The organism is Halorubrum sp. Ib24 (assembly GCF_002252745.1).
In the GTDB taxonomy this organism is placed as follows: domain Archaea; phylum Halobacteriota; class Halobacteria; order Halobacteriales; family Haloferacaceae; genus Halorubrum.
The window spans coordinates 23,167-29,849 of record NZ_NHOX01000022.1; the positions used below are offsets into that span (position 1 = coordinate 23,167).

Consider the following 6,683-nt stretch of genomic DNA (forward strand, 5'->3'; position numbering starts at 1 on the left):
ACGCGTCCCATTTTTGTCGGTCGTCGCCGTCGGTGCTCGGTATGGTTCGCAACGGCGATGCGCACGACCGGGGGGAATCGGACGCGAGCGGCGAGCGCGGCGGTTCGGACGCCGACGCCGCGACCGACGGCGGCACCGATCGCCGGCTCGTCGCCGGCTGGGAGGGGCGGTACTACGAGGACTTCGCGGTCGGCGACGTGTACAAGCACCCGTACGGGCGGACGGTGACCGAGACGGACAACGTCTGGTTCACCAACCTCTCGATGAATCTCAACCCGATGCATTTCAACGAGGCGTACGCCGCCGAGACGGAGTTCGGCGAGCGCCTCGTCGACGGCACCTTCGTCATCGCGCTGGCGGTCGGGATGAGCGTCATCGACGTGAGCGCCAACGCCACGGCGAACCTCGGCTACGACGAGATCCGCCACCACGCGCCCGTCTTCCACGGCGACACGCTGTTCGCGGAGTCGGAGGTGCTCGACAAGCGCGAGTCCGACTCGCGCGATCGCGTCGGCATCGTCACCACCGAGCTGCGCGCGTACAACCAGAACGACGAGCTCGTGCTCTCCCTGGAGCGCACGCCGATGGTCCTGAAACGCTCGCACGCGCAGCCGAGCGCGGCGCGGCCGACGGGGTGGCCGGCGGGCGTCGGCACCCAGCCGGAGGACCTGGAGTGACCCGGTCGCCCGGCGCTCGCGGCAACTCCGGCGCTCGCGGCAACCCCGGCGGCTACCCTCGAAGCTATCCCCGCCGACGGAGAACGGGCGGCCGATGGACCGCGCCGAGCGACGGATCGTCGCCTTCACCGCCGGCTCGCACGGGCTCGTCCACACCTACGAGCTCTCGATCCCGATCCTGCTGACGGTGTGGATCGCGGAGTTCTCGACGACCGCGGCCACGCTCGGCCTCGTCTCCACGGTCGGCTACGGGCTGTTCGGCGTCGGCGCGCTCCCCGGCGGCATCCTCGTCGACCGGTTCGGCTCCAAGTCGCTCATCCTCGCGTGTCTCGGCGGGATGGCCGCCTCGTTCCTGCTCGTGAGCGTCGCCCCGACCCTGCTCGCGCTCGCGCTCGCCATCGCCGTGTGGGGCGTCACCGCGAGCGTCTACCACCCCGCGGGGCTGTCGCTGATCTCCACGTCGGTCGACCGCCGCGGGACCGCGCTCGGCTACCACGGGATCGGCGGCAACCTCGGCATCGCCCTCGGGCCGCTGGCGACCGCGCTGCTCCTCCTGGCGTTCGACTGGCGGGTCGTCGCGGCCGCGCTCACCGTTCCCGCCGTCGTCGTCGCCGCCTACGGCCTCACCGTCGACGTCGACGCCGCGCTCCCGGAGTCCGCGGTCGTCGACGGCGGCGGCGAGGGTTCGGCCGCCGCCGACGAAACGGGCGACGGCACCAAAGGCGAGGTGTCGCCGTCGACGATCGTCGACGACACGCGGGTCCTGCTCGCCGGCGGGTTCCTGATCGTGTTCGCGTTCGTCACGCTCAGCGGGCTCTACTACCGGACGTTCCTCACGTTTCTCCCGGACCTCCTCGGCGACGCCCTCGGCGGGTTGGTCGACGTCCGGCTCATCGATCCGGAGAGCCCGTACGCCGAGGAGTTCGACCTCGCGCGGTACCTGTACGTCGCCGTCCTCATGGTCGGTGTGCTCGGCCAGTACCTCGGCGGTCGGATCGCCGATTGGGTCCGCCCGGAGCGGGGACTGATCGCTCTCATGTCCGTCCTCGCGGTCCTCGCGCTGCTGTTCGTCCCCGCCGGCGCGACCACCGCGTCGTTCCTCGCGGTCTCGCTCGCGCTCGGAGTCGCGCTGTTCACCGTACAGCCGCTCTCGCAGGCGACGGTTGCGGCCTACTCGCCGAGCGAGGCGCGGGGGATCTCGTTCGGCTACACCTACCTCGGCATCTTCGGCGTCGGATCGCTCGGCGCCGCGCTCGCGGGGACGGTTCTCACCCGTGCGGGCCCCCGCGAGCTGTTCCTCGTGCTCGCCGTCATCGCGGTCGTCGGCGCGCTCGCGGCGGCCGCGATCTCCCGGTTCGCGACCCGGCGGGACTGACGACGCGGGTCGCGCGCGTCGGTCACTCCTCGGACCGGTGGTCGTCGCCTTCGGCGTGGTCGTCGCCCTCGTCGTGGTCACCTTCGCCGTGGTCGTCGCCTTCACTGTGGTCGTCGTCCCCGCCGTGGTCGTCGCCCTCGTCGGCCTCTTCGCCGACCGCTATCCGCACCGGGCCCTCGTCTTCGGGATCGTCGCCGCCGTCGTCCACCGGCGCGTGGTCCGGCTCGTCGCCGTCCGCGTAGTCGTCCAGCGTCGCCTCGCGGTGGTCGCCGCGCTCGCCCTCCAGTTCGCTCAGCGCGTAGCCGACGGCGTAGCCGGTCGATCCCCCGAGGAAGGCGCCGATCCCGGCGCCGATCGGGCCGCCCCGAGCCCCGAGCACCGCCCCCGTGAACCCGCCGACCGTGGCGGCTCGCTCCGCTTCTCGCTCGGCCCGCGTGCGGTCCCGGTCGGCGATCCGATCGGCGGCGTGGCCCTCGTCGTGGTCGTGATGGGTCATACCCGACGGTAGGGGCTCCGACGGTCTATACGCTTCGCCGATAAGGGACGAGGGGGGCGAGCGGAGCGATCAGACCGTGTGTTTCGCCTCTTCCGCGTCGTCGACGACCTCGATCCCGCGGTTGTTCACCGCGTGGGGGTCGAGCCCCTGCTCCTGCAGGAACTGCTTGTAGATGCGTTCGACCGTCTCGCCGTCCTTCTGTCGGTCGCTGGCGTGGTCGCACAGCTCCACGAGGTTCTCCGGCACGTCGTTCTCGTGGACGATCCAGTGGTTGATCGTGTCCGAGAGCCGGCGGATGGGCGAGGTGAAGTGGCCGTAGATGTCGAAGTTGAGCGCGTGATGGCCGCCGAACGGGTCGTTCATGTACTTCGCGCGGGGCATCACCTTCAGCACGGCGCGCTGGATCTTGTTGAGCTGGCGCCCGGGCGACTCCTCGAGGGCGGCGTTGACCGCCTTGCGCGGGTCGTCGCCCCACGCGCTACCCGGGATTGAGACCCCGTCGAGCTCCTGGATCTCCGTGAGCGCCTCGCTCCACTGGTCGGGGGTCGGCTGCGGGTGGACCCGGTACATGGCCTCGACGCCGCGGTCCCACATCAGGGTGTGCGTCACCGCCTTGTTCGCCTTCAGCATCGACTCCTCGATGATGGTGTGCGCGCGGTCGCGGCGCGGGTTCAGGACGAGCGAGCCGTCCTCCTTGCGCTGCTCGTGCATCCGGTCGGCGAGCTCGAAGGCGAGTTCGTTCTCCTCGCCGAGGGGGAGCGAGGGGTCCTCCAGCCGCTCCTCGCACTGCTTGTAGGTGAGCCGCTCGTCGGAGTTGATGACGGACTTGTAGATGTCGATGTCCTCGAACGAGAGCGTCTCGTCGTCGATCTCCATCTCGACGGTGTGCGCGAGCCGGTCCTCGTTGGGGACGAGCGAGCAGACCGTCTCGGCGAGCACCGGCGGGAGCATGTGGATCGTGTAGTCGGGCAGGTAGACGGTGTTCGCCCGCTTCACCGCCTCCTCCCACATCGCCGTGTCGGGCGTGACGTAGTGGGTGACGTCGGCGATGTGGACCCACAGCCGGTAGGCGCCCTCCTCGCGCTCGATCGAGATCGCGTCGTCGAAGTCCTGCGCGTCGACGGGGTCGGTGGTCCAGGTCGTGAGATCGCGGAGGTCCTCGCGCTCGTCGATCTCGGCCTCGATCTCGTCGTACACGCCCTCGGTCCGGGTCTCCGCCTCGCGGAGGACCTCGTTCGGGAACTCGTCGGGGATCTCGAACTCCTCGAACAGGTCCGCCCGCTTGACGGCGAGGCGGTCCGCCAGCTCCGGCGTGATCGTCACGGGCCCCTGGTCCTCGGCGGACCCCGGTTTCGGCTCGTCGTCTGACATACCGGGACCAACGCGGGTCCGTTAGAAAGGCCTGTCGGGGGCGCAGGAGCGGCCGCGCCAGACCGGGGGCGGGAGTGTCGGAGGCGTCGCCCGCCTACCCGACAATCACGCCGAGGACCGGCGAGAGCGCGACCGCCGCGACCGTCAGCGAGACGAGCCCGAAAACGACCGGCACCGCCGACCGCCACCAGCCGGAGCGCGGTCCGGCGAGCGCTCGCGTCGCCGACCACGAACGGCGATCCGCCGGCGATCCGCGCTTTCACCTCGCCGACCGGCGCGTCCGGGAAGGCGGTCGCGTCGCCGACGACCGCCACGGCGTCGCCGGGGCAAAGAACGCGCTGGCGGTATCGACGCTTCGGGTCGCTTCCGACGGTTACCGGGCCGAGCTCCCACCCCGTCTCCGACTCATCCACCGCCTCCACCGCGTCCGTGAACCGGCGGACGCGCTCGGGCGGCGTCTCGTCGGCCGCGACTTCGACGTCCTCGTCGACGCCGAACGCGAAGCCGGCGGCCGCGGGGTCGACGCGAACGCCGACCCCGTCGACGACGACGCGGAACGGGACGCCCGCCTCGCCGGTGTCGATCGAGACCCACGATCGGCCCCTCCCTTGGCTGCGGTACTCCGACACGTCGTACGAGCAGCAGAGGCACCGCTCGTCGGTGAACAGAGCGGGGAGCGTTTCGGGGTCCTCGCCACCCGTGTCACCGCTCTCCCCGTCGTCTCCCCATCCGCCGGACCCATCGGGCGCGTCCGACGCGGTCTCGGCGCGTCCGGTGATCCGCACCCGGCGGTCGCCCGGCTGCAGCGACCGGGGATCGGTCGCGGTCGCGCGGGCGACGCGGAGCGCGTCGAGCGAGCCCCGTCCGCCGTGAGCGAGGACCGCGAGCCCGACGAGCAGCGCACCGACGCCGATCAGGGTCGGGAGGGGATCGATCGGGCCTGGATCGGAATCGGGGGGACGGCGGGCGTCAGGTGGAGGGACATGCGTGCGTCCGGTTTCGAACGGCCCGAGGAAGGCGTGTCGGTCGGCGAGGCGAAGAGCGGTCCGGACCGAAGCGCGCTACCGGTCGCGGTCCGACGGTTCCCGGTCGCGATCGGATCGGCCGCGAGACTCGGCCGAGTCGGTGCCCTCGTCGGGCGCGACCGCGTCCGCGTACCGATCGAGGAACTCCTCGCGCGAGAGCCCGTCGGCCTCGATCGAACAGACGAGCGACTCCAGCCCGTCCCGGGGCTGGTGGCAGAGGTCGTCGTCGCAGTCTGTACAGAGGTACTCGAACTCCTTGTCGCGCCGGTTCCAGCGGTCCCCCTCCTTGTCGTACTCGCGCGCGTCCTCGCGCAGCAGCGAGTCGCCGCACGCGATGCAGGTCACCGTCCGCCGGTCCCGGCTCTTCCGGGATCCCCACATGTGCGCTACCTCGGTCCCACCCTACTTAGCGTTTGGTGCGGAGCGGTCAGACCCGCGTCGCACGGGCGTCGTTCGAGGCGGACGCCGGCGACGTGCACACCTATAACGCTGGCACCGCTCCCCCCGGTATGACGATCCGCGAATCCGACCTCCCCGGCGTCGGGAAGAAGTTCGAGATCGAACTCGACGACGGCGAGATGATCGTCGTCATCCACAACACGGGTAAACGCGAGCTGTTCCGCCGCCCCGACCCGGACGCCGACTCGGAGAAGGTGTTCGAGTTCGGCGACGACCTCGCCCGGACGATCGGGTCGATCGTCGAGGGCGCGTACTTCCAGCCGGTCGAGCCCGACACGCAGGAGACGACCCTGCCCGGCGGCATCCTCCTGGAGTGGTACGAGATCCAGCCGGGGTCGCCGCTGATCGGCGAGACGCTGGAGAGCGCGGACATCGGCGACCGAACCGGGCTCGCCGTCGTCGCGCTCCAGCGCGGCGACGGGGTCGTCGACAGCCCGAGCGCGGACACCACGCTCCGCGAGGGCGACACGGTCATCGGGGTCGGAACGCCCGAGGACTGCGCGGCGTTCGAGGAGCTCCTCACCGGATGAGCGGCCGCGACGACGCGGTCGGGGCGGCCCCTCGGGTCGCCCGTCTCGGGGGTAGCCGGTAGTGGCGCTGCTCGACGTCGGCGTCATGTTCGGCGCGGTCGCGGTCGCCGGGTGGGTCGCGAACCGCGCCGGTCAGTCCGTGATCCCCTTCTATATCGTCGCCGGGATGCTACTCGGGGAGTTCGTCCTCGGCCGGCTCTCCCTGCCGGCGGTCGGGACCGTCTACGTCCCCGAGACGGAGTTCATCGCGCTCGGCGCGGAGCTCGGGATCGTCTTCCTCCTGTTTTTCCTCGGGCTGGAGTTCAACCTCGACCGCCTGCTCGCGCGACGGCGCCAGATCGGGACCGCGGGGACGATCGACCTCGCGAACTTCGGGGCCGGGCTCGTCCTCGGGTGGCTCGTCTTCGGCGCGTTCCTCCCGGCGTTTCTGACCGCCGGGATCGTCTACATCTCCTCGTCGGCGGTGATCACGAAGTCGCTCATCGACCTCGGCTGGATCGCCAACGACGAGGCGGAGCCGCTGCTCGGGACCCTCGTCTACGAGGACCTGTTCATCGCCGTCTACCTCGCCGTGGCCTCGGCGCTCGTGCTCGGCGGCGGCGACGTGGGCGCGGCCGCGACGGACGTCGGGATCGCGATCGCGTTTATCCTCGTGCTGCTGGGGGCGGTCCAGTTCGGCACGCCCGCGTTCGACCGGCTGCTGGCGACCGACAACCCGGAGTGCGTCGCGCTCAGGTCGATCGCGACCGT

7 protein-coding genes and 1 pseudogene are annotated in these 6,683 nt (G+C 71.1%); 4 read left to right on the top strand and 4 right to left on the bottom strand.

Features of this window, described 5'->3' with window-relative positions:
- The first annotated feature begins 41 nt into the window (after nt 1–41).
- Nucleotides 42–677 carry a MaoC family dehydratase gene (locus DJ82_RS05255; protein WP_094581232.1) on the top strand — a complete coding sequence of 212 codons (636 nt, stop codon included), beginning with the start codon at nt 42–44 and terminating at the stop codon, nt 675–677.
- A gap of 94 nt (nt 678–771) precedes the next feature.
- The gene (locus DJ82_RS05260; protein ID WP_094581233.1) at nt 772–2,052 is read left to right on the top strand and encodes an MFS transporter; all 1,281 of its coding nucleotides are present in this window, start codon (nt 772–774) and stop codon (nt 2,050–2,052) included.
- A 22-nt stretch (nt 2,053–2,074) separates the two neighbouring features.
- On the opposite strand, the gene DJ82_RS05265 is transcribed toward DJ82_RS05260, so the two are convergent.
- The 4 genes and pseudogenes from DJ82_RS05265 to DJ82_RS05280 form a co-directional block, all read right to left on the bottom strand.
- Complete coding sequence (locus tag DJ82_RS05265; RefSeq protein WP_094581234.1) at nt 2,075–2,548, bottom strand: hypothetical protein; 474 nt, start codon at nt 2,546–2,548, stop codon at nt 2,075–2,077.
- Nucleotides 2,549–2,617: 69 nt separating this feature from the next.
- Complete coding sequence (locus DJ82_RS05270) at nt 2,618–3,919, bottom strand: ribonuclease R family protein (protein ID WP_094581235.1); 1,302 nt, start codon at nt 3,917–3,919, stop codon at nt 2,618–2,620.
- A 94-nt stretch (nt 3,920–4,013) separates the two neighbouring features.
- Nucleotides 4,014–4,904, bottom strand: a pseudogene (locus tag DJ82_RS05275) (hypothetical protein).
- A gap of 76 nt (nt 4,905–4,980) precedes the next feature.
- The gene (locus DJ82_RS05280; RefSeq protein ID WP_094524247.1) at nt 4,981–5,325 is read right to left on the bottom strand and encodes a hypothetical protein; all 345 of its coding nucleotides are present in this window, start codon (nt 5,323–5,325) and stop codon (nt 4,981–4,983) included.
- Nucleotides 5,326–5,453: 128 nt separating this feature from the next.
- Here DJ82_RS05280 and DJ82_RS05285 point away from each other — a divergent pair, with 128 nt between their 5' ends.
- Nucleotides 5,454–5,933, top strand: coding sequence for a cation:proton antiporter regulatory subunit (locus DJ82_RS05285; protein ID WP_094524248.1), 480 nt, complete (start codon nt 5,454–5,456; stop codon nt 5,931–5,933).
- A gap of 61 nt (nt 5,934–5,994) precedes the next feature.
- A partial coding sequence (locus tag DJ82_RS05290; protein WP_198948018.1) for a cation:proton antiporter occupies nt 5,995–6,683 on the top strand: 689 nt, incomplete at its 3' end.